Annotated in this window: 16 protein-coding genes; 13 read left to right on the plus strand and 3 right to left on the minus strand. The window is 66.5% G+C overall.

Annotation, left to right across the window (positions count from 1 at the left end; genetic code table 11):
- Nucleotides 1–18 precede the first annotated feature (18 nt).
- The 9 genes from IEW58_RS01275 to ftsH all read left to right on the plus strand — a co-directional run bounded on the left by IEW58_RS01275 (nt 19) and on the right by ftsH (nt 12,255).
- Nucleotides 19–744, plus strand: coding sequence for an energy transducer TonB (locus tag IEW58_RS01275; protein WP_188643479.1), 726 nt, complete (start codon nt 19–21; stop codon nt 742–744).
- A 177-nt stretch (nt 745–921) separates the two neighbouring features.
- Nucleotides 922–3,273 carry a glycosyltransferase family 4 protein gene (locus IEW58_RS01280; protein ID WP_188643480.1) on the plus strand — a complete coding sequence of 784 codons (2,352 nt, stop codon included), beginning with the start codon at nt 922–924 and terminating at the stop codon, nt 3,271–3,273.
- A gap of 31 nt (nt 3,274–3,304) precedes the next feature.
- Nucleotides 3,305–4,546, plus strand: coding sequence for a glycoside hydrolase family 130 protein (locus tag IEW58_RS01285; protein WP_308419244.1), 1,242 nt, complete (start codon nt 3,305–3,307; stop codon nt 4,544–4,546).
- 22 nt (nt 4,547–4,568) lie between these two features.
- Nucleotides 4,569–5,603 carry a mannose-1-phosphate guanylyltransferase gene (locus tag IEW58_RS01290; RefSeq protein ID WP_188643481.1) on the plus strand — a complete coding sequence of 345 codons (1,035 nt, stop codon included), beginning with the start codon at nt 4,569–4,571 and terminating at the stop codon, nt 5,601–5,603.
- 10 nt (nt 5,604–5,613) lie between these two features.
- A complete protein-coding gene (locus IEW58_RS01295) occupies nt 5,614–6,423 on the plus strand; it encodes a class I mannose-6-phosphate isomerase (protein WP_188643482.1) in 810 nt (269 codons plus the stop codon).
- Between the two features lie 61 nt (nt 6,424–6,484).
- Nucleotides 6,485–8,413 (plus strand): DUF3604 domain-containing protein, encoded by a 1,929-nt coding sequence (locus IEW58_RS01300; RefSeq protein WP_229658371.1) that lies wholly within the window; start codon nt 6,485–6,487, stop codon nt 8,411–8,413.
- Entirely contained in the window at nt 8,377–9,261 is an 885-nt protein-coding gene (locus tag IEW58_RS13785) for a peptidylprolyl isomerase (protein WP_229658372.1), read from the plus strand. The genes IEW58_RS01300 and IEW58_RS13785 overlap by 37 nt, the downstream gene beginning before the upstream one ends.
- Entirely contained in the window at nt 9,258–10,223 is a 966-nt protein-coding gene (locus IEW58_RS01305) for a HupE/UreJ family protein (RefSeq protein WP_229658373.1), read from the plus strand. The genes IEW58_RS13785 and IEW58_RS01305 overlap by 4 nt, the downstream gene beginning before the upstream one ends.
- Nucleotides 10,224–10,302: 79 nt before the next feature.
- Nucleotides 10,303–12,255 (plus strand): ATP-dependent zinc metalloprotease FtsH, encoded by a 1,953-nt coding sequence (ftsH, locus tag IEW58_RS01310; RefSeq protein ID WP_188643484.1) that lies wholly within the window; start codon nt 10,303–10,305, stop codon nt 12,253–12,255.
- A gap of 12 nt (nt 12,256–12,267) precedes the next feature.
- Here ftsH and IEW58_RS01315 read toward each other — a convergent pair whose 3' ends face one another.
- Nucleotides 12,268–13,164, minus strand: coding sequence for a tetratricopeptide repeat protein (locus tag IEW58_RS01315; protein ID WP_229658374.1), 897 nt, complete (start codon nt 13,162–13,164; stop codon nt 12,268–12,270).
- A 109-nt stretch (nt 13,165–13,273) separates the two neighbouring features.
- Here IEW58_RS01315 and IEW58_RS01320 point away from each other — a divergent pair, with 109 nt between their 5' ends.
- The 4 genes from IEW58_RS01320 to IEW58_RS01335 are packed head-to-tail and all read left to right on the plus strand — an operon-like array spanning nt 13,274 to nt 19,214.
- Nucleotides 13,274–15,736 (plus strand): cyclic nucleotide-binding domain-containing protein, encoded by a 2,463-nt coding sequence (locus IEW58_RS01320; protein WP_229658375.1) that lies wholly within the window; start codon nt 13,274–13,276, stop codon nt 15,734–15,736.
- The gene (locus IEW58_RS01325) at nt 15,736–16,590 is read left to right on the plus strand and encodes a hypothetical protein (RefSeq protein WP_188643485.1); all 855 of its coding nucleotides are present in this window, start codon (nt 15,736–15,738) and stop codon (nt 16,588–16,590) included. Before IEW58_RS01320 ends, IEW58_RS01325 begins: the two co-directional genes overlap by 1 nt.
- Nucleotides 16,591–16,598: 8 nt before the next feature.
- Nucleotides 16,599–18,353: a cytochrome c3 family protein gene (locus IEW58_RS01330; protein ID WP_188643486.1), complete on the plus strand. Its 1,755-nt coding sequence runs from the start codon at nt 16,599–16,601 to the stop codon at nt 18,351–18,353.
- Between the two features lie 3 nt (nt 18,354–18,356).
- The gene (locus IEW58_RS01335; RefSeq protein WP_188643487.1) at nt 18,357–19,214 is read left to right on the plus strand and encodes a phosphodiesterase; all 858 of its coding nucleotides are present in this window, start codon (nt 18,357–18,359) and stop codon (nt 19,212–19,214) included.
- A gap of 5 nt (nt 19,215–19,219) precedes the next feature.
- Here IEW58_RS01335 and IEW58_RS01340 read toward each other — a convergent pair whose 3' ends face one another.
- Nucleotides 19,220–23,215, minus strand: coding sequence for a hypothetical protein (locus IEW58_RS01340; RefSeq protein WP_188643488.1), 3,996 nt, complete (start codon nt 23,213–23,215; stop codon nt 19,220–19,222).
- Nucleotides 23,215–25,029 carry a hypothetical protein gene (locus tag IEW58_RS01345; protein WP_373284769.1) on the minus strand — a complete coding sequence of 605 codons (1,815 nt, stop codon included), beginning with the start codon at nt 25,027–25,029 and terminating at the stop codon, nt 23,215–23,217. Before IEW58_RS01345 ends, IEW58_RS01340 begins: the two co-directional genes overlap by 1 nt.
- Between the last annotated feature and the right edge of the window lie 170 nt (nt 25,030–25,199).

Consider the following 25,199-nt stretch of genomic DNA (forward strand, 5'->3'; position numbering starts at 1 on the left):
TCCTCGTTTCTGGGCGGCATGACGACGCAGGCCACATTCACCACCGCATCGCGCCGGCCGCGTCCGCTGGCGCTGGCGGCGATCGTCCTGCTGCACGCGATCGCCATCTACGCGCTCGCCAGGGCCTTTGCCCCGCAGGCGACCGCTTCGGTCGAACGCGCGGTCCTCTCCACTTTCACCGTCACGGTCGAGACGAAGCAGTTCACGCCGCCTCCCGAGCCCGAACCGGAGCCCGATAGCGGCGCGGCAGGGGAGGAAGGGCGCAAGGCCGTGCCCAGGGCGGTGGTCGCTCCCAAGCCCAAGGTCGTCGTCAAGCCCGCGCCGCCGGCCCCGCGGGCGAGCTCCACCGGCTCGGCCGACAATTCGGGCGCGAAGGACAGCGGCACTGGGACCGGGGCTGGCGGAACCGGCAGCGGCACCGGCAGCGGGAACGGCGGCAGCGGACAGGGAGGTGGGATCGCGACCCGGCCCGAGTGGATCGGCGGAGCCATCAACAACGCGCGCGACTACCCCACCCCTCCGGGCGGTCGAGAGGCGCGCATCGGCACGGAAGTGGTGGTCAAGGTAACCGTGGGCGTCGATGGACGGGCTTCGAACTGCATCGTGTTTCGCCCGAGCCCCGATCCCGAAGCGGACGCGATCACCTGCCGGCTGGTCGAACAGCGCCTGCGGTTCAAGCCCGCGACGGATTCGGCGGGCAACCCTGTCCCCGCGCCATTTTACTGGCGGCAGCGCTGGTTCTGAGCTTCGCAAGTGCAGCATAACTCTCGCACTGCGGAAAATACGTATATGTTAAGAACGGTTTGAGTCGTTCTATCCGGCCGACAATCCGCGCCGGTGTTGTGCGCCGCAGCGGAACTACATGCCTGCCCGGTCGTTAACCCCGCGTCTCATTCCAGTTTCATCAAGGGGATCGCCTCAGTGGACGCCAGACGTGCCGATGCCTTCGCTTTCTCCCAGGAACGGACGGCAGCCGAAAGCGAACTGATCAGTTTTGCTTCGACCCGCCCCGCGCGGCGGGTAGCGCTGGTGGGCAACTATGTCCCGCGCAAGTGCGGCATCGCGACCTTCACTGCCGACCTGACCGAGCAGCTTGCCCGGTTTCGCCCGGAAATCGGGGTGGAAGTTTGGGCGCTCGACGACGCTGACGACCGGTTGGACTACGAGGGCGTAACAGGCACGATCGACCGGGCGGACCCGGGCGACTACGCACGTGCCGCCGACGCGATCAATGCGAGCGCGGTCGATGCCGTATGGCTGCAGCACGAATTCGGCATCTTCGGGGGCGACGACGGCGCGATGGTGTGCGATTTCATAGACCGCATCGCCGCGCCGCTCATCGTCACGTGCCACACGGTTCTGACCGAACCGTCGGCCAACCAGCGCCGCATCCTCGAACACCTGGTCGAGCGTGCCTCGCGCATCATGGTCATGTCGCGCCGCTCGCGCGATTTGCTGATCGCCAACTACAATGCGCCCGCGCCGTCGGTCGAGGTGATCGAGCACGGCGCTCCGGACCGTCCGTTCGGGCGCGAGGAAGAATTCAAGGCGCGTCGCGGCCTGTCGGGGCGTGCCGTGCTGACGACGTTTGGCCTCCTTGGCCCCGGCAAGGGCATCGAGCGCGTGATCGAGGCGCTGCCGGCGATCCGCGAACGGCATCCGGAAGTGTTGTACCGCATCGTCGGCGCGACTCACCCCAAGCTCGTCGCCCGCGACGGTGAAAGCTACCGTGAAGGGCTCAAGGCCTGCGCCGAGCGCCTCGGGGTGGCGGATGCCATCGAGTGGGACGAAAGTTTCGTCGAGACGGACGAGCTGCTCGACCAGCTCGAAGCGTGCGATATCTATCTCACCCCGTATCCCGGCCTACAGCAATCGACCAGCGGCACGCTCAGCTACGCCGTGGCGTTGGGCAAGGCGGTCATCTCGACACCCTACGTCCATGCGCGCGAGTTGCTGGCGGACGGTGTCGGCATCCTGATCGAACCCGGCTCGACCGAGGCGATCGCCAATGCGGTGTGCCGCCTGCTCGACGACCCGATCGAACTCGCCGCGATGAAGGCCCGGGCCTATGCACGGGGGCGGGAGACGATCTGGCCCCGCTTCGCCGCGGCGTCGGCATCGCTGATAGATCACGCGGTCGCCCGCTCCGCCCAGCCCGCGCCGCGGGTACGCCCTTCGTTCCACGCGGTGCGAACGATGAGCGACCGGACCGGCATGTTCCAGCACTCGATCGGGATCGTTCCCGACCGCCAGCACGGCTATTGCCTGGACGACAACGTGCGCGCCCTGATGCTGGTCAACCTGGCCGAGGGACTCGACCCGCGGGAGCGCCAGTCCCTGTCGATGACCTACGCCTCGTTCATCCAGGACGCCTGGAACCCGGACGTGCAGGCGTTCCGCAATTTCATGCGGTTCGATCGCGGGTGGTGCGAGGAGCAAGGGTCGGAAGATTCCAACGGCCGCGCGATCTGGGCGCTGGGGCGCACGGCGCTGGACAGCCCCGATGCCGACATTCGGGCGTGGGCTAACCGGCTTTACGATACTGCACTGCCCTCGATCGCCCGTTCGGGAAGCCCGCGCACGATAGCTTTCGTCATGCTCGGCGCGGCGGCCATGCTCCGTGCCCGTCCGCATTCGCCTTCGGCCGATGCCCTGGCAGCCGGCGCCGACGTGCTGGAGCGGCTGCTGGGCGGGGCGCGACGCCCCGACTGGGCATGGTTCGAGGCGGTGCTGGGCTACGACAACCCGCGCTTGCCGCAGGCGCTGATCGAAGCGGGGCAAACGCTCGGCCGGCCGGAGTGGACCGCGCTCGGTCTTGAAACGCTGGCCTGGATCGCGGAACGCCAGACGGCCGCGCCCGGGCATTTCCGCCCGATCGGATCGGAAACCTTCGGACGAGAGTACGCGCAGATGCCGTTCGACCAGCAGCCGCTGGAGGCGCAGGCGGCAATCGAAGCGGCGCTCAGCGCGTGGCGAGCGACGGGTGACGAGCAGTGGCGCGTGCACGGAACCGCGGCCTGGCGCTGGTTCTTCGGCGCCAACGATCGCGGCGTGGTGCTGGCCGACCTTGCGACGGGGCGGTGCCGCGACGGGATCACTCCGCGCGGAGCCAACGAGAATTGCGGTGCAGAATCGATTCTGGCGTTTCAGTTGGGCCATTATTCCATGCTAGCGCTCGCGCCCGATATCGCCGCGGATTCGGCGAAGACACCTTCGGGGATGCGGGTTGAAGATCGAAACAGGGACGGCCAACGGCCCCTTGCATATACTTGATACGCGGCTGCACGCCGATCCTTCGCGGGTCGTGCTGCGTCCCTTCCACCTCGGCTGGCAAGCATCGCACGCGCAGAGCAGCCGCGCGGCGCGGCTGGTCGAGGACGTCGCCGCGATGAGCGAGAACCGCGTTCGCGAGGAGTACCGCAAGGTGCTCGCCGACTTCAAGGAACGCCACTGGCAGACCGAGGCGATGTTCAAGGAGCGCTACAGCGAGCTCGAGCATTCGCTGGGCCTGGGCGACCGCGATTTCTCGTCCACGCGGCGCAAGCTCATCGGCGCTTATTTTTGCCACGAGTATACCTACTCGGCGGCGGCGCTGATGAACCCGTCGATCGTGCCGCACCCGGACCAGTCGGGTTGCACCGGGGGCGCGGTCCGCTTCGTGATGAGCCTGCGCGCGGTGGGCGAAGGGCACATCAGCTCGATCGTCTTCCGCGAGGGCATCGCCCATCCCGAGGGACAGTTCGAATTGTGGCCCCAGAGCGCATTCGCCACCTCGGTCGAACTCGACGATGCCAGCATGTCGGATTCCGACAGCTCGGTAACGGTGCACCGGCACCACGAATCGTCGCTGTCGAACACGGTCATCTTCCCGATCACCGAACAGCAGCGCAACGGGCTGGAGGACTTGCGGCTGGTGCGTTTCGAGCACGGCCAGAACGGCCAGCGCGAATACGAATGGATCGGTACCTACACCGCTTATTCCGGCCAAACGATCCGGTCCGAATTGTTGCGCACGAAGGACTTCAGCCGCTTCCTGCTCGAACCGATCGAGGGGCGCGCCGCGCGCAACAAGGGGATGGCGCTGTTCCCGCGCAAGTGCGGCGGTTACTACACGATGGTCGGGCGGCAGGACGGGAAGAACCTCTACCTCCTGCGCTCGCGCCGGATCGACCGGTGGGACAGCGAGGGCGTCCTGCTGATGGAGCCCAAGTTCCCGTGGGAATTCATCCAGATCGGCAATTGCGGCAGCCCGATCCTGACCGAGCACGGGTGGCTGCTGATCACCCACGGGGTCGGCGCGATGCGCAAGTACGCGCTTGGCTGCGCGCTGCTCGACCTCGATGATCCGTCGAAGGTGATCGGCCGCACGAAGGAACCGATCCTCACCGCCGAGAACGCCGACCGGTCGGGATACGTCCCCAACGTGGTCTATACTTGCGGGGGACTGAAGGTGGAGGACCGGTTGTTCATCCCGTACGGCATCTCCGACAGCTCGGTCGGTTTCGCGACTGTAAAAATCGACGATCTGCTGCAACTGATGGTATGACACGCGCGTTGGAGGGGCAGTCATGACCGAACCCACCATTCACCCCGTCATCCTCTGCGGCGGCAGCGGTACGCGCCTGTGGCCGCGCAGCCGCAAGGCCAAGCCCAAGCCCTTCCTGCCGCTGGTCGGCGAGCGCACCCTGTTCGAGGCAACGCTCGACCGCTGGCTCGACCGCGAGGACTTCGCGGAGCCGGTGATCGTCGCCGGCGCCGTGCACCTGCCGCACATCGCCGAGCAGGCGGGGGAAACCGCCACCATCATCGTCGAGCCCGAAGCAAAGAACACCGCGCCCGCGATCGGCCTTGCCGCCGCGCTGCTGCCGGTGGACTCGATCATGCTGGTGTGCCCGAGCGATCATCATATCGCCGATCCGGGCAGCTTCACCGCCGCCGCGCGTGCCGCGGCGAAGCTCGCCGCGCAGGACTGGATGGTCGCTTTCGGCATTGCCGCCGACCGGCCCGAGACGGGCTACGGCTATATCCGCATCGGTGACGAGATACCCGGCGGCCATCGCGTCGCCCGCTTCGTCGAGAAGCCCGACCGCGCAACGGCGGAGCGCTTCCTCTCCGAAGGCGGCCACGCCTGGAACGGCGGGATCTTCGCCTTCCGGGCCGGCGCGTTCATGGACGAGCTCGAACGGCACCGGCCCGCGATGGCCGAAGCCGTGCGCAAGGCCGTCGCGGGCGGCCGCTACGTGGGCCAGGAGTTTCACCCGGCGGCGGAGCCTTTCTCCCGCATCGCGGGCGAGTCGGTCGATTACGCGGTGATGGAGAACACCGACCGCGCGGCGGTCGTGCCCGCAGACATGGGCTGGTCCGACATCGGCAACTGGGAAGCGCTGCGCGACGCGCGCCCCGCGGACGAGAACGGCAATCGCGTCTCCGGTCCCGCCGAACTGGTGGAATGCCGCAACGTCCTGGTCGAAACCGATGGCAAGCGCGTGTCGGTGATCGGGCTGGACGACGTGATCGTCGTGGTCGACGGCGATGACGTGCTCGTCACCAGTGCCGCCGGCGCGCAACTCGTCGGCAAGCTCTCGGCGGCAGCAAACCAATGAGCATCGCCCGGTGAGCCGCCTGCTGACCACGAAATCGGTCGCCAAGCCGTGGGGGCAGGATCGGCTCCCGCCGCCATTCACCGCGCCAGCGGGCGAGCGCATCGGTGAGATCTGGTTCGAGCCGCCTCCGGAACTGCCGCAGCTGCTCGTGAAATACCTTTTCACCAGCGAGAAGCTCTCGGTCCAGGTTCACCCGTCGGATGCGCAGGCGCCTGCCGGAAGCAGGGGCAAGGAGGAGTGCTGGCTGGTCCTCACCGCCGAACCCGGCGCACAGCTTGGGGTGGGCTTCCGGCACGAGGTTTCGCCCGGAGAAATGCGCAAGGCGGCGCTCGATGGGACGATCGAGCAGATGCTCGAATGGCGCGATGTGCAGCCGGGCGATTTCGTATACCTGACCGCCGGCACCGTCCACGCAATCGGAGCGGGGTTGTCGCTGATCGAAGTGCAGCAGAACTCCGACATCACTTATCGCCTCTACGATTACGGCCGCCCGCGTGAGCTGCACCTCGACGAGGCGGTGGCGGTCGCACACGGGCGCCCGCACGATGCCTCGCTGCGCCGGCACCTGCCGAAGCGGGGAGAGGTCTCGTTGGTGGAAGGACCACATTTCCGGCTCGATCGGCTCGACGGCGCGCCCGGCGATGCGGCCATGGCGCGCTACGATGACCGGCCATTGCTGGTGATCCCGGTCGATGCGCCGGTCACGCTTGGCGGCGAGACGGTTCCTCCCGGCGGCTGCGCGCTCGCCGATAATCTCGCGGCGGTCCGCTTCGGTGAAGGGGGCACCCTGATCGCCCAACCTGTCGAGCAGGCAGCTTGACGAAGCGCCCCTAGCAGGAGAGGTTGCCTATCGGTCGCGGCAAAGGGGAGGGAGGGCCCGCTTGCGATCCTATTGGAAATTGCTCGGCGCGGCAGCGCTGCTGACAAGCCTGTCGTCCTGCGACATGACCGTGAGCACCGGCGGCTCGAGCCCCGCGGCGAGCGGAGACGGTACCGGCACGGTCCCGGTCGCCGCTTACCCCGAACGAGTGTTCTGGGGCGACACGCACCTCCACACCGACAACTCCATCGACGCATTCGGTTTCGGAACCCGGCTCGGCCCCGAGGAAGCGCTGCGGTTCGCGCGTGGCGAGAGAGTCACCGCGACCACCGGCATCCCAGCGCAGCTCGACCGGCCGCTCGATTTCCTCGTCATCGCAGACCACTCGGACGGGATGGGCGCGACGCGGCGGCTCTACGACGCGCCACGCATGCTGATCCGCGACGAGACTCTGCGGCGCTGGCACGACATGATGCACGAGGGCCCGCGCGGATCGCAGCGCGCGGTCGCAGAGCTGATCACCGCCGCCGCCAATGGCAAGCTGCCTGCCGCGCTGCGCGATCCCCAGCGCCAGGCCGAAGCCACCGAGGAGATCTGGCAGAAGCACCTGCGCACGATCGACCGGTTCAACGAGCCGGGCAAGTTCACCGCTCTCGCCGGGTTCGAGTATACGCTCATGCCCGATGGCAACAACCTCCACCGGGTTGTCGTATTCCGCGATGGCAGCGCGAAGACCGGCAAGGTGCGCCCATTCCCCGGCCTCGGCGGCGAAGTCGACGAGCTATGGGACTACATGGACGCCTACGAGAAGAAGACTGGCGGACATGTGCTGGCGATCCCGCACAATTCGAACCTGTCGAACGGGCTGATGTTCGAGCTGACGATGCCGGGCGGAGGCCCGATGACCGCCGAGTACGCCCGTCGCCGCGCGAAGCACGAACCCGTGGTCGAGGCCACGCAAATCAAGGGCGACAGCGAGGCGCACAAATTCCTCTCGCCCAACGACGAGTTCGCCAGCTTCGGCGTGGCGGGGTGGGAAGTGGGCAACCTGCCGCTCACCCGCCGCACGACGCCCGACATGCTTGGCGGCAATTACGTGCGCGAGGCACTGAAGCGCGGACTGACGATCGAGGCGCGCACCGGGGCCAATCCCTATCGCTTCGGCCTGGTCGGCGGCACCGACAGCCACACCGGCCTGGCAACGGCCGACGAGAACAACTTCTTCGGCAAGCACACCGGCAACGAGCCGAGCCCGACCCGCGCCGCCAGCCCGCAGAACCTCGGCACCGACCAGGGCCGGTTCGGATACCACTACCTGGCCGGAGGTTACGCCGGGGTGTGGGCGAAGGCGAACACTCGCGCCGAGATCTTCGACGCGCTGCGCCGGCGCGAGGTCTATGCCACCACGGGCCCGCGGATGACGGTGCGGATGTTCGGAGGGTTCGACTTCACGTCCCAGGACTTCGCCGGACAAGGTTGGGTGAAAGCCGGCTACACCCGCGGCGTGCCGATGGGCGGCGAACTGGCCGATAGCGGGAAGGCCCCAGTGTTCATGATCGAGGCCCTGAAGGACCCGGTGGGCGCGAACCTCGACCGCGTGCAGGTGGTCAAGGGCTGGGTCGATGCTTCCGGAGCGGCGCGCGAGAAAGTATTCGATGTCGCCTGGTCCGATCCGGAAACCCGCCGCATGACAGGGGGACGCCTGCCGCTGGTGGGCAACACGGTCGATCGCGCGCGGGCGAGCTACACCAACACCATCGGCGCGCGGCAGCTGCGCACCTTGTGGCGCGATCCCGAATACGCGGCGGGCCAGTCGGCATTCTATTATGCGCGGGTAATCGAGATACCCACGCCGCGCTGGGTGCTGTTCGATGCGCTGCGTTATCGCATCAAGCTGCCGCCAGAGGCGATGAAGGATGCAGTGGCGCAGGAACGCGCCTATTCTTCGCCGATATGGCTGATCCCGCAGAAGCGCCCCGCGACGACGTGACCACGGACCACTCGCGCTCGAGCAGCGCGAAGCGCGCTAGCGCCCTGAGGTCGCTCCTGCGCGAGCCGCTGGTGCATTTCCTCTTCTTCGGGCTGGCGATTTTCGCGGTGCTCGCGTGGCGGGTGCCGCCCGATGATCCGGCAAGCCGCACGATCCATCTGACGCGGGAGGACCAGGCGCGCCTGTCGGTCAATTTCGCCGAAGTGATGGGCCGCCCGCCGACCGCCGCCGAGCTCGATGCGCTGGTGGCGCGGTGGGTGCGAGAGGAAGTTCTCTACCGCGAGGCGCTGCGCCTGGGCCTCGACGAAGGCGACGCTGTGATCCGCAAGCGGCTGGCGCAGAAGATGGACGTGATCGCCGCCAGCGCGGCGGATGCGCAGACGCCCGATGATGCCACGCTAGCCCGCTGGCTGCGGGCCCACCCCGACCGCTTCGCGCAGGACATGAAGCTCACCTTCGACCAGCTTTATTTCACCGGCCGCTCGCGCGCCGTGGTTGGGCGGACCCTGATCGATGGCGGAGCGGACTGGAAAAAAGTCGGCGATCCGGTGTCGTTGCCGGTGCACTTCGAAGAGGCGAGCCACACCACCGTGTCTTCCGAAATGGGCGAGGAATTCACGCGCGCGCTGGAGCGCCTGCGACCCGGAAAGGAATGGCAGGGTCCGGTGGAGAGCGCCCTTGGCTGGCACCTCGTTCGCCTGACGGCGCGGGAACCGGGTGTGGTGCCGCCGCTGTCCGCCATACGGGCCCGCGTGGAAGACGACTGGCGCGCCGAAACCGCCCGTCAGCGCGAGGATGTCGCTTACAAGACCCTTCGCGATGCCTACAAGGTGCGGATCGACAAGTGAGGCTGCTCGCCGCGCTGCTGTTCCTGCTGCTCGCCGCACCCGCATCGGCGGACGAACTGCGTCCCGGCTTCGTCGAGTTGCGCCAGCGGAACGCGGCAGAGTGGACGCTGGAGTGGAAGCAGCCTCTGACTACTCCGGGCGAGCCACGGCTGGTGGTCCCGCTGTTTCCCGGCAATTGCCGGATCGCGAGTGGCCCGCACCGGCGGGTGGCTGCCCTGGCGCTGGTGGGCAGCGCGGACCTCATCTGCCGGGGACCTCTCGCCGGGGGCCGCGCGGGATATGCCGAGATACTTGGGGGCGGCGATGTGGTCCTGCGCGTCGTCCCGCTGAACGCGCGGGTGCAGAGCTATCGCCTGACGCCGCAGGAGCCCGCGGTGGAGCTGGCGAGCAAGCCATCCGCGTGGCAGGTCTGGCGCACTTACGGAGTGCTGGGCTTCACCCACATCCTTGGCGGGTGGGATCACCTGCTGTTCGTCATCGCGCTCGTCCTGCTGGTGCGGCGCGGCTGGGCGGTGGCAAGGGCGGTGACGGCGTTTACCGTGGCCCACTCGCTGACCCTTGCGGGAGTGACCCTGGGACTGGTCGGCCTGCCCCAGGCGCCGGTGGAGGCGCTGATCGCGCTGTCGATCGTGTTCCTCGCCGCGGAACTTACGCGCGATGGCAAGGGCCTGACCCTGCGTTATCCGTGGGCGATCGCCTTCGCGTTCGGCCTCGTCCACGGCTTCGGCTTTGCCGGTGCGCTGCGCGAGATCGGCCTGCCCGATGGCGAAGTGCCCGCCGCGCTGCTGGCGTTCAATCTCGGCGTGGAGGCGGGACAGATCGGAGTCGTACTTGTCGTGCTGGGCCTCCTCGCTCTTCTCGAGCGAGCAAGGCGCCCGGCGGTCGCCCCCGCGGTGAGAATGGCGGCATACGGGATCGGGATCACCGCCTCGTACTGGCTGGTCGACCGGCTGTTCGCTTAACCGCACCGGACGAAGGGCGGTTATCTTGCCATTCACCCCCGCGCGCCTACATTCGCAGGCGAAAGGCGGATTGCGGCACATGAACGACGAAAAGGATCCCCAGGGACAAGGTCCGGGCGGACCCAACCCCTGGATCAAGAGCCTGATGGTGTGGGGCGGGATATTCCTCGCCCTCCTGCTGGTGGTCTCGATGTTCGGGCAGGCCGGACAGGCGCCGGGCGCCGGCATCGGCTATTCCGAGTTCAAGGACCGCGTGGCGGCCGGCACCGTCAAGAGCGTGTCGATCGCGCCGGACCGGATCACCGGCACGATGAAGAACGGCGACACGTTCTCGACGGTGCCCGTCTTTGGCGACACCGAGCTGACCAAGGTACTCGATGCGGGCGGCGTGTCCTATTCGGGCAAGGAAGCCGACCAGCCCAACGTATTCCTCTACCTGCTGATCCAGTCGCTGCCGTTCATCCTCATCCTCGGGATTGCATTCTTCGCGCTGCGCCAGGTGCAGAAGGGCGGCGGTGCGGGCGGCGCGATGGGCTTCGGTAAATCCAAGGCAAAGATGCTGACCGAAAAGCAGGGCCGCGTGACCTTTGCCGATGTCGCGGGCATCGACGAGGCGCGCGAGGAGCTTGAGGAAATCGTCGAGTTCCTGCGCGATCCGAGCCGCTTCTCCAAGCTCGGCGGGCAGATTCCGAAAGGCGCGCTGCTGGTCGGATCGCCCGGTACCGGCAAGACCCTGCTGGCCCGCGCCATCGCGGGTGAGGCCGGCGTGCCGTTCTTCACCATCTCGGGCTCCGACTTCGTCGAGATGTTCGTCGGCGTCGGCGCGAGCCGCGTGCGCGACATGTTCGAGCAGGCGAAGAAGAATGCGCCGTGCATCGTCTTCATCGACGAGATCGACGCGGTCGGCCGCCACCGCGGCCACGGCCTCGGCAACTCGAACGACGAGCGCGAGCAGACGCTGAACCAACTCCTCGTCGAGATGGACGGGTTCGAGGCGAACGAGGGCATCATCATCATCGCCGCGACCAACCGGCCCGACGTGCTCGACCCGGCGCTGCTGCGCCCGGGCCGCTTCGACCGCCAGGTCGTGGTGCCGATCCCCGACATCGAGGGCCGCGAGAAGATCCTCTCGGTTCACATGAAGAAGGTGCCGTTGGCGCCTGACGTCAACCCGCGCACGATCGCGCGCGGAACGCCGGGCTTCTCGGGCGCGGACCTTGCCAACCTCGTCAACGAGGCGGCGCTGCTGGCCGCGCGCCGCAACAAGCGCCTCGTCGCGATGCAGGAGTTCGAGGACGCCAAGGACAAGGTCATGATGGGCTCCGAGCGCCGGAGCATGGTCATGACCGACGACGAGAAGAAGATGACCGCCTATCACGAGGCGGGCCACGCGCTCGTGTCGATGCACGAACCGGCGTCCGATCCGATCCACAAGGCGACGATCATTCCGCGCGGCCGGGCGCTGGGCATGGTCATGCGCCTGCCCGAACGCGACAACTATTCGTACCACCGGGACAAGATGCATGCCGACCTCGCCGTCAGCATGGGCGGACGCGTCGCGGAAGAAATCATCTTCGGGCACGACAAGGTGTCGAGCGGCGCGAGCTCGGACATCCAGTACGCGACCAAGCTGGCGCGCAACATGGTCACCAAGTGGGGCATGAGCGACAAGCTCGGTCCGCTGCAGTACGAGGAAAGCCAGGAAGGCTATCTCGGCATGGGCCAGACGGCGCGCACGATGGGTTCGGCCGAGACCAACAAGCTGATCGATTCCGAGATCAAGGCGCTGGTCGAAGGCGCGCACGCCCGCGCGACGGAAATCCTAAAGACTCAGGAGGACAAGCTCCACCTGCTCGCCCAGGCGATGCTCGAGTACGAGACGCTCAATGGCGACGAGATCAAGCAGCTGCTGGAAACCGGTTCAATCGACCGGCCGGACCAGCCAGCCGCGCCCACGGTCAAGCCGGTGCGCGGTTCGGCGATCCCGAAGGCCGGACGTCGTTTCGGGGGCGAGGCTCCCCAGGGAGCCTGACGCCCGGATGGGCTAGCGCCGCACGCCCAGTTGGCTGGCGGCCTGCTCCAGCTCAGCCTTGCGCGCGGGGTTGGCGGCAACCGCTTTCTCGAGCGCGGCACTTGCTGCCGCGTCCTGGCCGAGCGTCTTGCGGCTGCGCATCAGCATTATCCAGCCATCGACGTTCGCCGGATCGGCGGCGAGCTTTGCGTCGAGCTTGGCGACCATGCCTTCGGCCATCGCCCGCTGCTCACCCGGCGGAATGCTGCCAGCCGCGGCAAGCTGCTCCTGGCTCGGGCCGGGAATTGCGTCGAAAGCGGGATGAGTCACAGCGGCGGGCCGCTTGGCGGTCGCTGCCGCGATGCGGTCCGCGACCTCGATATCGTTGATTTTGCCGACTTGTTCGATCGTGCGCTTGAGGTCGGCCTCCCACGGGGCGCCGGCAGGAGTGTCGGCCATCAGCGCGAGCCAGTCGGCGATCGCGCCCTGGTGGTCGCCGCCGATGTCACGGTTCACCGCGAGGAAGTAGCGCGCGCGCGGATCCTTCGGATCAAGCTCGGCAGCCTTGCGGAAGGCGGCCAGGGCCCGCGGCGGCATCGGGTTGTCCTCGCTTGCCATGACCAGCGCCTCGCCCAGGCTCGACCACAGCACGGCGTTCTTGGGTGCGGCCTGGGCGGCTTTGGAATAGGCCTCCGCCGCCTCGGCGAAGCGGCCCGCGTCGAAATAGGCGAAGCCGAGCCGCTGCCACCCGGCCGAACTGCGCGGATTCGCCTTCGCATCCGCTTCGAGCGCTGCCAGCGGATCGTTCGCCCCCTGTGCGGCGGGTTCGCTTGCATCGGGATCGTAAACCAGCCGCCAGCCGATCGTGCCGACCGCCAGCACCACCGCCGCGATCGCCACCCATGCACCCTTGCCCGCCGGTCTATTCACTGCCGTGCCCCTCTTCTGGCGAGATGAAGTAGCAGGGCTCACATCCGTGGCAAACCGCTGGATATCTGCGGCTGCCGGATTAATATGCCGCTAACCTGAGGGGGTGGGCGTGGCCGGTTCGGACGGCGCAGTTGTCGATGTCGCGATCGTGGGGTCCGGTCCCGCCGGGCTGAGCGCAGCCGCGCATGCAGCGGCCAGGGGCATGAGCCACGTGCTGCTGGAGAAGACCGACCACCTCTCGGACACGATCTACAAATATCAGAAGGGCAAGCATGTGATGGCCACCCCGGCCCATCTCGTGCTTCGTTCGGACCTCGATTTCGACGCCGGCAAGCGCGAGGCGATCCTGGAAACCTGGAACCGCCAGATCGCCGAAGGCAAGATCAGCGTCCTGTTGAACGCTGAGGTTACCGCCATCGACGGGGTGGCGGGCGATTTCACCGTCACGATCAAGGACGGCCAGCCGGTGCGGGCGAAGGCGGTGGTGCTGGCGATCGGCACGCAGGGCAATCCCAACCTCCTGCGCCTTCCAGGAGCGGACCTGCCGCACGTCCAGTATCAGCTCGACGATCCCACCGAGTATGTCGACGAGCATATCGTCGTCATCGGATCGGGCGACGCGGGGATCGAAAACGCGCTCGGCCTTGCCGCCGATGCGGCGCAGGGCAACGTTGTAACGCTGCTCAACCGCGGGACGGATTTCGCGCGCGCCAAGGCGGCCAACGTGAAGCTGCTGATGGAGGCCGAGAGCGAAGGCCGGCTGTTCATCCGCCGCGAGACATCCCCGGCGGAAGTACGCCCCGGCGAGATCGTGCTCGATACCCGTGACGGGCAGGAAACGATCCGTTGCGACCGGATCATCGCCCGGACAGGATCGAAGCCGCCGCGCGGATTCATCGAGAGTTGCGGAGTGAACTTCAGCGGGCCCGACCAGGGCGCGTTCCCCAGCCTGTCGCAGACTTTCGAATCGACCAAGCCGGGCCTTTACGTGATCGGCGCGCTCGCCGGTTACCCGCTGATCAAGCACTGCATGAACCAGGGCTACGACGTGATCGAGTTCCTGTCCGGGAACACCGATCTCAAGCCGGCCGACGAGCCCATTCTCGAGGAGAAGTTTGCCGACCTGCCCGGCAGGCGCTCGGTCGACGAATGGCTGCAATTGTTCGGCCGTAACGTCATCATCCTGCAGGAGCTGTCGGTGCTCCAGCTTCGCGAGCTGATGCTGGAAAGCGAAGCGCGCTACTTCAAGGCTGGCGAGGTGATCTTCACCCGCAACGACCCCGGTTCCTCGATGTTCGCGATTGCGCAGGGTTCGGTCGCGGTCGAGGTTGATCCGAACGACCCATCGATAACGGTGCCGATCGGCGAGGGCTCGATCTTCGGCGAGGTCGGCCTCATTTCCGGGCGCCGGCGCGGCGCCACCATCCGTGCGGCTGAGCCGACGATCGCTCTCGAATTCTCGCGCAACGCGGCGCTCAAGTTGCTCGCCACCACCCCAAGCGCTGCGCGCGCGGTCAACCGCATCTCGATAGAGCGCCAGCTGCTCCAGATGTTCGGATCGGGGCTGACCTCCGAAGACCTTGCACAGATCACCGAGGTGGCGGTCGTGGAGGACAAGCGGGCGGGCGAAGTGGTCGTGCAGGAAGGCGCTGACGACAAGGACGTGTTCCTCATCCGCCGCGGATCGATGGTGGTGGAAAAGGACATCGGCGGGCACCCGGTGTTCCTCTCCTACCTGCCGGCGGGTTCGTATTTCGGCGAGATGGCGGTGATCGACGGCTCGAGTCGGACCGCGACGGTGAAGGCGGCCATCAAGAGCCAGGTCGTCCGCTTCCCGGGCGAAGCGTTCATGGCGCTGCTCGATCGCAAGCCTGCGCTGCGCGAGAAGGCGCTGGCCGACATGGCAAACCGGCGCGAGGTCAATGCTTTCGTCGAAAGCCGCAAGGACAGCTTCGGCGACGCGGCGGACTATTACTCGCAGACCGCGCAGTTCCTGGTCGATAACGGCATCGGCGAAGCGACCGACGTGCTGCTGATCGACGAGACGCTCTGCATCGGCTGCGACAATTGCGAAAAAGCCTGCGCCGACAGCCACGACGGCCTCAGCCGGCTCGACCGCGAGGCGGGGCGTACGTACGCCCACCTGCACGTGCCCACTTCCTGCCGGCACTGCGAGCACCCGCACTGCATGGCCGACTGCCCGCCCAACGCGATCAAGCGCGGGACCGACGGAGAGGTCTTCATCGACGAGACCTGCATCGGTTGCGGCAATTGCCAGCGCAATTGCCCATATGGCGTGATCCGGATGGATGCGAAGCCGCCGAAGAAGCCGGGGCTGCTCTCATGGATGTTCCTCGGCCTCGGACCAGGCCCCGGTGAGGCGAGCTATTCCTGGCGCAAGAAGAAAGCGGAGAGCCAGGGCAAGGAAGTGCCCAAGGTCGCCATCAAATGCGACATGTGCTCGGGAATAGAAGGCGGCCCGGCCTGCGTGCGGGCCTGCCCGACCGGCGCGGCGATCCGCGTCGGACCCGAGAAGTTCCTCGCCGTGTCGCAACTGGACCGCGCCGGCTGATGGCAACGCTGGCGCCTGAAAAAGCGGGGCGGCCCACCGACCACGAAAGCTTTCTCGTCCACAAGCGTTTTCGCTGGCTGTGGATCGCGCTGCTCCTGTCGATCGCGGCGGCGGTCGGCTACGCTTATGCCGACGTAAAGCCGCGGCCCAACGGTGGATCGTGGTACGGCTACACTCTCGGCACGATCGGCGTGCTGCTCATTCTGTGGCTGTCGCTGCTGGGTGTGCGCAAACGGGCGATGACCGAAGGGCGCTGGTCGCTCAAGGCGTGGACCTCGGCCCACGTCTATCTCGGACTGTCGCTGATCGTCATCGCGACGCTGCACACGGGCTTCCAGCTCGGCTGGAACGTCCACACGCTGGCCTATGCGCTGATGATGCTGGTCATCACGTCGGGCATCTACGGCATCACCGTCTACGCCCGGCTTCCGGAGAAGCTCAGCAACAACCGCGGGGAGATGTCGAAGCGCCAGATGGTCGAGAGCCTGGCGGCCATCGACCGCCAGCTCGACGCCGCTGCACAGCCGCTCGCGCGCGGGGCATCGGACCTCGTCATCGCCGCGCTGGAGCAGGACGCATTTCGCGCCGGAGTGTTCGCGCGCCTCGCCAACAGCTATCCCGGCTGCCGGACCCGGCGGGCACTCAGGGCCTTCGCGCACGAGGGCAACCAAGACGCGGCAGAGGAGCGAGTGGTCGGCCTGCTCGAGCGGCGCGCCGCCCAGCTGGCCCAGATCCGGCGTCAGATGCAGCTGCGCGCGCAGCTCGATATCTGGCTTTACCTGCACATCCCGGCGACCGTGGCCTTGCTCGGGGCGCTGACCGCGCACGTCGTCAGCGTGTTTTTCTACTGGTAGCGCCGGACTTGGGCTTCCGCATCCGCCAGATCGACACCACCGCGACGGGGCGGGAGATCGTGCGCGAAAGGCGGGTCGAGGGCGATACGCTTACCATAGGCCGGTCGGCCGAGAACGACATCGCCATCCCCGATCTTGCGGTGGAGCAACATCACGTCAGGGTCGCGGCGGGAGAGGGCGACAGGTGGACGTTCGAGGCAGCCGGCACGCTCGGCTTCACGCTCGACGGTCGCACACGCGAGTCGGAGACGGTCGAGGATGGCGGGGCCGAGCTGGTGCTCGGCGCCTATCGGCTCGACTTCGCAGCGGGAGCGGATGGCGAGGTCGACGTCACCGTCCGCAAGCGGGAGGAGCGAGAGGGGGGGCGGAGCGAGGGTGTCCACGGCTTCACGCTTGCCAGTGTGTTGCCGGGCAAGCGACCGGTGGCGTGGGTCTTGCTGGCGGCCATCTTCCTCGCCTTCCTGGCCATCCCGATCTGGTCGTTCACGCATCGCGAGCGGGTAAAGCCCGATCCCGACAAGCCGGGCCAGGTTATCATGGACGCGAGCTGGACGAGCGGCGCTCTGAGCACCGCGCACCACAAGATGGAGAACAACTGCGAGGCCTGCCACGTCGATGCGTTCGTGGCGGTGCGCGACGAGACTTGCCTCACCTGTCATGAGGCTATCGGCGATCACGCTGCCCGACCCCGGCTCACTCTCGCGCGCGGTCCGATGTCGTGGGGCGACCGGATCCAGCGCGACGTGGCCGACGTGTTCCACAAGCCGGGCGCCGGAGCATGCACCGATTGTCACACCGAGCACGAGGGCGAGGGGCGGATGAAGCCGCCGGCCCAGAAGTTCTGCGCCGACTGTCATGGCTCGATGGACAAGCGCCTTGAGGATACGAAGCTGGCCAACGCATCGGATTTCGGGACCGAGCACCCTGGCTTCCAGGCGGCAGTGCTTACCGCTCCGGGCCAAACCGAGCCGCGACGCCTTCCGCTCGCCGCGCATCCAAAGACCTTCAACGGGATCAAATTTCCCCACGCGCTCCACCTGCGACCTGGCGGTGGACCGGCGCAGATGGCGATGCGCCTGGGCAAGGGGGCGGGTTACGGCGCGCGGCTCGAGTGCGCGTCCTGTCATAAGCCGAGCAGGGACGGGGTGCGTTTCCAGCCGGTGAAGATGGAATCGAGCTGCGGATCGTGTCACAGCCTCGTCTACGACCGGTCGGGCGGCAACTTCCGCACCCTGCCGCACGGCAACGTAGGCAAGATGCGCGCCGCGCTCGCGAGTGCCGACCGGGCACCGCGCCGCCCGATCGCCAGCGGACGACGCCGGCCCGGGGAATACGCGCCAGGGGGCATCTACTATGGCAACTTCGCTCCGCCGCAGCGCGCGTCTGTTCCCCTGGCTTCGCGGATGTTGTCGATCGGCGGGGTATGCAGCGAATGCCACTATCCGGGCGGCAAGGACGGCGTCCTACCTGTTATCCAGCCGGCGCGCTACATGGCTCATGGCTGGTTCGACCACGCGGACCACAAGAAGGAGAAGTGCGCGACCTGCCACGCCGCGACACAGTCGAACTCCGCTTCCGACTTGCTGCTGCCAGACATCAAGACGTGCCGCACCTGCCATCTCGGCGAGGACGCCGCCAAGCCCAAGGTCGCCTCGAGCTGTGCAATGTGTCACAGCTATCACCCGCGCGGCAGCCAGCCGCCGGTGCGGGTGCAGGATACGCAGCGCAAGGTCGCCATGCGCCAGACGGCAGGGGAACCGTAAGCGATGCTGATCGCCCAAATGACCGACATCCACATCGGGTTCGATCCCGAGGAGGAGCCCGAGGAACTCAACTTGCGCCGGTTCCGGGCTACCCTCGCGCGATTGCTGGGCGGGCCGAACAAGCCCGACATGCTCGTCCTCTCGGGCGACATCACTGACAATGGCGACATCGAAAGTTTCGAGGATGTCGCCGCGCTGCTTGAAGGCACGCCATTCGCCGTCTGGCCGATGGTGGGCAATCACGACAGCCGCGAAGGACTGTTTCGCGCCTTTCCGGCAATCAAGGGCGAGGCCGGGTTCGTCCAGTACACGGTCGACGTGGACGGGCTGCGGCTGATCATGCTCGATACGATGGAGCCGGGACGGCACGGCGGTGCGTTCTGCGAAGTGCGAGCCGGGTGGCTGGCGGCGCAGCTTGCGTCTAACCCCGAAACGCCGACCCTCATATTCATGCATCACCCTCCGGTCGTCAGCGGGATCGACTGGATGGATCCGGCCCCGGAAGAGGACTGGATCAGGCGGTTTGGTTCGGTGGTCGAGGGTCACCAGCAGATCATCGGCATCCATTGCGGTCACCTGCACCGGCCGATCACCACCATGTTCCGGGGCATCCCGCTCAGCGTCACCGGCTCGGTCGCGCCGCTGGTGGCGATGGACCTGCGGCCCGTGGACCTCGATCATCCCGACGGGCGTGATCTCATCACCACCGAGCCGCCAAGCTATGCGCTTCACCGGTGGGACGGAAAGGCCCTGGTCAGCCATTACGAGGACGTCAGCGGCTGGCACGCGCTGGCGCACTACACCGACAAGCTGCAGCCGATGATCCACGACATGTTCGGCGAGCGCGGCCCCCGCGACTAGCCCCGTTACTGCGCGGCGATCAGCGGTCCGCCTCCGGGCACCCAGCGGTCCATGTCGGGCGTGTCGGAAACTTTCCACGGCACGCCCTTGCTGGTGAGAAACAGCTTTTCCATCTCGGACCGGTTGAACGGGCGCGATCCCATGCGGCCGAATACCGCGATCTGGCCCCCGGTCTCGTCCACCGCGCGATCGCGGTCGAGCCCCTTGCTCATTGCGAGCGCCGGTGAAGGCGTCTTCGCCCACGCGATCAGTTCGGGCTTCGGGGCCGGGCTGAAACCGTAGAAGTTGGGCTGGCTTTCCGGGCTGGTGAGCTGGAGCACCTTCATGCCGTTACGTCCGTCAGCGACGTAAGCGAACAGCGATGCGTTGGTGGAGCCGACCACCACATCCTCTACGTCGTTCATGCGTCCATCGAAGGTTTCCTTGCGGTAGATGCCGGGTGCGCGAGGGTTGGTGATGTCCAGGATCACCAAGCCATCCGCCTTGGCGGCGACGTAGGCGTAAGTGCGGGCGAGATAGAGCCGGCGCGCGTTCGCCAGCGGCACGGTCGCCTCCGGCACCGCGACGGGGTTGCGAAGGTCTGTCACGTCGAGCAACTCCACACCGTTGCGTGTCGTCACCCACAGGTAGCGGAACTGGAGCGCGCTCGCCCGCGCATCGTCCAGGGGCACTACAGAGGCAAGCTGCGGGTGCAGCGGGTCCCTGAGGTCGACCGTAACCAGCCCCCTGGCCGCCGCGATATAGGCGACTTCGCCCGCCAGCACGATGTGCCGGGCCCCGTCTAGCACCCCGTCGGGGTTCCAGGTTACGGCGCGCTTGAGCTTGTTGTTGCGGAATTCGCCATCGGCCATCGTCGTAACATCGACGAGGATGAGACCCTCTTCCGCATCGGTCACCGCGGCGTAATTGTAGATCGGCAGGAAAGCCTGCTCCTGGTTCATCGCGCGCATCTCGGGCGTATTGCGCAAGGGATTGATCGGTTGGTTGGTGGGGAGCGCCATGCAGGTGGCGTTCTTCGATTTCACGCGCGTGTTATGGCCGAGCGGCGAGAATGGACCGGTGGTGATCCGTTCGGAGAAGCCCTTGTTGGCGATCGATGCCACGTCATAGACGCGGAAGCCGCCCTTTCCTTCGGCGACGTACATGTATTCGCCGCGCAATTGCAGGCAACCGACCTTGTCGCCCGTACCCTCGACTACGTTGGCGAAGCGTTCGAAACTTTGGGTTTCACCCGAAAGATTGGCATCGAACGTCTTGCCGCGCGTCCAGTCTTTCAGCTCGCGGCCCTGTCCATCGACAAACTCGCGGTAGAAATCGGGGTAGGCGTACTTGTGGAGGTATGAGCCGAGGACGGCCTGCGGCTCCTCCCATTCGGTCACCCGGGTGGCCTGGAAGCCGCCTTCCAGGCCTGTCCAGGCATTGAGGCCGACGAAGTTCACGTAGTTGGTCCCCAGCAGCATGAGCTGGGCCATGATCGCGTTGTTGTCGTCCTTGTCCGACAGGTGACAGTCGGAGCAGGTCTTCGTCTCGGTCGTGCGAACCGTGTGCGGGAAGTGGGGCGCGAATGCCTGGCTCGAGAACCCGATCGCGCTGATCGGCGGCTGCTGGATGTAGATCCGCTCGCGGTTGATGTTGGTGGAGGACAGCACCAGGGCCGAACTCGAGCGGACCGGAGCCACTTCGTTGCCCTTGGTCGTCATGTGCTTGCCGAGCTGGAACATGTCGTCGCGCGCGACCTGCGGGTTGTAGGTCGCGAAGTTGCGCGTCGTCTCGCCTTCGTAGTGATGGTTCTCGGTCTTCCAGTTGGCCTCGATCGGAAGGTGGCAGCCGCCGCAACTGGTGGTCCACGACAGGTGGCATGTGAAGCAGGCCATCTCGCCGTCCCGGTGCGCGCGGTTTTCCGGCGCAATGCCGGGACCGAAGGCGAATTGGCCGTCCTCCGCGCCGGTCTTGCTCATCAGCTTGGCGCGCGCCGCCTTGGCGTTGAAGTGCGGGTTGCCCGGATCGACGCTGTCCTTGACGAGGCTCACCCGCCATTCGAGCTTTGGGTCCACGATCGAGCGCTGGATCAGTTGCTGGCGGCCTAAGCTGTCGTAGGTCCACTCGAACCGCCGCTGACCGTCCGGATTGCGCAACAGCGAAAGGTTGTTGCCGCGCGGCGGCGCGGCGGGTCCGCTGGTGAACAGCGTCGGATAGGCATCGGCAGTGCCATGACAGTCCTTGCAGCCGATTTCGACCGCGTTCGCGACTTCGCCGTAGATCAGGCCGTTGCCGTGGCTGTCCTGCGCGAAGTGGCAGTCGGCGCACTGCATTCCCTTCTCGGCGTGAATGTCCATCAGGTGGACCGTCTTGCCCGGGTTGGTGCCCGGCGGGACGAACTTGCCTTCACCCTCCTTGCGCCACTTCTCCGGATCGTCCGGACTGACGATCCTGCCCTCGGCATCGAGCAGGTTGCCCGCCCGGTCGCGCTTGAAGACCCCGCGGAAGTTCCAGCCGTGGCCATGGTAGTCGGCGAACTGGGTGTCCTTGAGCGTCGGATTGAGGTCGTAGACGTTGCGCAGGAAATCGACGTCGGCCCACTTGCCGCGCGGGCTCGCTCCTTCGGGATTGCGCTTCTCGGTTTCGCGGATTTCGGCGGCGGTGGGATACTTCTGCTGCTCGGGCCACATCGAAGGCGCATCGGCCTCGTAGTCCCACATCGTGTAGCCGAGGTACGAATTCAGGAAGACGTTCGGCTGGTGCATGTGACAGCTCATGCACTGCGCCGTCGGGATCGACCGGGTGAACACGTGCTGCAGCGGGTGGCCTTTCTCGCGGTCGTCCTCGGCGTCTTCGTCCGGTTCGTCCTCGTCGCCTTCGTGCCCGGTCTTGAGCATCCCGTGCTCGCGCTTTTCGGCGATGGTCGGGTCGGCGGTGATCGATTGCCCGTCGCGGCCATAGGGTGCGTAAGTCAGCGAATGGCGCGGTTCGCGGTCGTTGGCATAAACCACGTGACAGGTGGAGCAGCCCGAATGGCGGTAATCGCCCGGCTGGTCGTTGGTGCCCATGAACCACGTCAGGGGATCGTTCAGCCGGGTCTTGTGGATGTTGAGGATCGGGATGGCGACGCGCAGGCCGGTGCCGGGACCGCGGTTCGACTGCTTGAGATCGGGCCGGCCAGGTTCGTCGAGCCGCTGGATCGATCCCGTCGGGTTGGGCAGACCGGTTTCGGCGAAGGTCGGATTGATGACCCGTCCGCCGCGCTCGAAAACGCGGAAGATATCGCCCGGCGGCGTCACCTGCCAGGTCGGAAGTGGATAGAGTTTGGCAAGCGCGCCGCGCTTCTTCTGCCGCTCGGTCAGCGTGCCGGGCGGATCCCCGGCGGAAACGATCTTCGCCGGCTCGCCCTCGCGGGTGTACGCTTCGCCGAAGATGTAGTTCTTATAGGGCACGATGCCGTTGTTGTAGGCCGCGCCGCCGAACAGCATCGCGCCGGTGCCCATGATCGAACGTTCGGCTGCCTCGATCACCGGCATATGGCACGCCCCGCACGCCTCACGGGCGACACGGTAGTCGCTCGGGTTGACGAAGCGGACGAACTCGGGCGCCTCCCGGTTCAGCAGCGCATAGCTCTGCTTGGGATTGGCGGATGAGGGGTAGTGCCAGCTCTCCGGATAGCGGGGCAGCACGTGGGCCTTTTCGCGCGCGGCGACATAGGCGGGGTCATCGCGTGCAAGTTGCGGGTTGCCGATTACCGCCGCATCGCCCCCATGGCAATCCACACAGCCGAGCCGTACCGCGCTCGAAACATGCATCGTCGGCGCGTCGCTCGCCACATGGCAGGAAGTGCATCCATCGGACTTGGCCGCCATGTCATCGATCGACTGGCTGGCCGGCGCCGGAGCGAACACAGGATAAATGCGCGTGACGGGCTTTTCACCCTCTGAAGCCTGCGTCGACCAGGCCATTCCCAGCGCGAGGAAAAGCGCCGCCAGCACCACGAGAAGGCGGTCGAGGCGCATCAGTAGCTCACGATCACGTTGGCCAGCACCGAGAAGTAATTCCGGTGGCGCTCCAGGTTGTCGAACAGGTCGCGGAAGCCCTCGCCGGGCAGCAACGCGGCGGCCGACAGACGGGCAACGATGTTCTGCGTCGCCTTGGGGCGCCAGATCGCCGCCAGCGACAGGTCCCACCCGATCGGGCGCGGGATCGAGCCTTCGTTCCGCAGTGCTTGCAACGTGGCCGTGTTCTCGAACCAGAGGTGATTTGCATTTGCCGACAGCCTGAACTCGGGGGTCAGGTCGAAATCGCCGCCAGCTCCCGCGAGCATCAGGCCCGGGTTGTTGAAGTTCGACTGGCCCTGTTCTTTCGAGGAGCGCAGCGAATTGAGGATCCCGTTGCGACCGTTCAGGAACACTGCGCGCCCACCGCCGGCGAACGGGATCGACTGACGGATCCAGTAGCTGGTGTCCGCTCCGGCGAAGACCGGGTTCTCGAACACCGCGTCGTAGCCGGTTTCGGTGTCGTCGTAGGGATCATTGTCGCCGCTCGCCCACGCACCCGACAGGCGCAGGCGCATCCAGTCATGATCGTAGCTCGCCTCCAGGGCAGCGAAGAATGCGCGGATTTCTGCCGTGCGGCTGGTGAAGAAGCTATAGCGGTCCTGACCGAACGCGCCGTAGGCGCTGCCGGTCAGGTTTATGCGCCCAATCCGCCCGTCGGCATTGTAGCCGACATAGACCACGTCGTAATTGCGCGGGCGCAGATCGCCGAGCAGCGCGGGCCGCGCGGGAAAGCCGTTATCGTCGATTTTGAACTCGTCGCCCTCGCGGTTCATGTTGTAGGCGACGGTCACCTGGCTCGTCAGCGCTGGGATCAGGAAATCCTGGCGATACACGTTCGCGATCAACAGGAAATCGTCCCGCGGGCGCTGAAGCACCGCATTGAGGCCCGAATTGGTATCCTTCTCCAGCCGCCAGAACGCCGCAAGGTTGTACTGGAACCGGTTGCCGTCGCGGTTGCCGAACAGCCGGATGCCGAGCTGCTGGTCGTTGAACAGGAAGCCGCGAAAATCGGCCTGGAATGGTTGGATGCCGACGCGGATGGAGTCGAAATCGTAGCGGTCGGAAACGTTGCGGATGTGATAGTCGATGAAGGCTTCCTGCACCCCGACAAAGTGATCGAACCGGTGGCTCGGTGCGCTCGGCTCCACCAGAAGTATGCGACGTTCGGGCACGTTGGCGTAGTTGAGGTTGAACGCCAGCGTGACGCGGTATTCGATCTCGGGCGGCTTGAACGCGGTCGACCCCTTGGTCAGCGCCGCGCCGAGCAGGAATGTCTGGGACAGGACGTAGCTTGCGTCCTTGCCGAATATATCGAGGCTGTCGGGACGCTCGGTGGTCTGGACGCCGACGGGAATGGGGAAGGTGCGCGGCTCAATCACCGTGTCGCTGACGAGGCTGCCCGAGAAGAACCAGTCGTCGCCAGTGATCAAGGGCCATTTGTCGGCCTTCAGTGGCCGGTCGCCCTTGAGCGTGTTCTGGTTGTAAGGATCGAACCACCGCTCCTTCACGACGCCCAGGGTTTCGATCAGGCGCCAGCGATCCGGCAGTGGGATCTGGTCGGTTGGAAAAGCCTCGGGCGGGGGCGCACGGACCGCGCCCGGATTGTTCTGCGTGACCCGGCCGGGCAGCGGACCCTCGTAGCCGGGGCGCCTGCGCCCTTCGATGGAATCGTTGTCGACCGGAGGTGGCCCCTGGTCGTCATCGTCAGCCGCTGGCGGGACGGATTGCGCGGGGCCAGGCTCGACCTGGGTGGCTGGCGGGTTCGCCTGCATCGCGAACGCCAGGGCGGGCAGAAACGTCAACGCTGCAGCCATGCCCGTTCTCCCCTCCCGATACGAAAAATGCGGAAGAATGGCGCCGAAAGCAATTGCCAACTTGCGTATTCCTCCGGTTGCGCAAGAATAGCCGAAAAGCAGGTCGCAGGTCGCAGGTCGGAGTCGTC

The organism is Tsuneonella deserti, assembly GCF_014644315.1.
Lineage (GTDB): Bacteria > Pseudomonadota > Alphaproteobacteria > Sphingomonadales > Sphingomonadaceae > Tsuneonella > Tsuneonella deserti.